Source organism: Aquimarina acroporae (genome assembly GCF_023195925.1).
GTDB lineage: Bacteria > Bacteroidota > Bacteroidia > Flavobacteriales > Flavobacteriaceae > Aquimarina > Aquimarina acroporae.
In genome coordinates, this window is sequence record NZ_JALPRE010000005.1 from 1 (window position 1) to 1,092 (window position 1,092).

The 1,092-nt window shown below is 37.6% G+C and carries 1 protein-coding gene; it reads left to right on the forward strand.

Annotated elements, in window-relative coordinates; translation table 11 throughout:
* Nucleotides 1-1,092 (forward strand): amino acid adenylation domain-containing protein (locus M0D21_RS08380; protein ID WP_248328354.1); only part of this gene is annotated, 1,092 nt, incomplete at both ends.

A 1,092-nucleotide genomic window follows, 5' to 3' on the forward strand; every position in this document is an offset into this window, starting at 1 on the left:
GGCTTATGTGATATATACTTCTGGTAGTACGGGTCAACCCAAAGGAGTTATGATTCAACATGAATCGGTATCGAATTTAGATAATTGCCAACGAGATTTATTTAATATAGATTCTAGTGATCGTATACTTCAGTTTTCGCCGTATTATTTTGATGCTTCTGTAGAGCAAATATGGCTAGCATTAACTACCGGTGCGAGTTTGATTTTAGTGAAAAACGATTTGATTTTAAACTCTGATGAGTTTATCTCGTACTTACGAGAAAAAGAAGTAACACATATTCATTGTACACCGTCCTTCTTAGATTATTTTGATTTAGATAATTTGCCTTCAGTGCGAAGAGTAGTAGCAGGGGGAGAAGTCTGTAGTCCTTCGTTAGCAAAGAAGATTTCTAAACAATATTCTTTCTTTAACGAATATGGACCGACGGAGAATACAGTAACTTGTATTGTACAGAAGATAAGTAATGCAGATAATTTTAATGGAAAAGTTCCTATAGGACGTCCTATATCCAATACTCAAGCCTATGTATTAGATGATCATTTAAAGTTATTACCCCAAGGAGTAATAGGAGAGCTTTACTTAGGCGGTAAAGGTTTATCTAGTGGTTATTTAAAGCGCGCTGATTTAACAGCAGATCGATTTATAGACAACCCCTATGGACCGGGTCGATTATATAAAACCGGAGATTTAGTTCGCTGGCTATCCGATGGTACCATTGAGTACCTGGGTCGAAACGATCATCAAGTAAAGATACGAGGTTATCGTATTGAACTCGGAGAGATAGGATCACAATTGGAGCGATTTTCAGAAATTGACCAGGCTTTGGTTTTGGCTAGTGGCCCAGAGGGTAATAAGCAATTGGTGGCATATCTATGTGGTGACGAACTAAATAGTGAAGTTATCACATCTAGATTATCATCAAGTTTACCAGAGTATATGATTCCTACGGGTTATTTATGGTTAGATAATTTCCCGCTTACTCCCAATGGTAAGGTCGATCGTCGTGCTCTTCCGAGTTTAGATCTCACAGTAGGCGAGGAGTATATAGCGCCAAAGAATGATTTACAACAAGAATTAGTTAGTATTTGGTC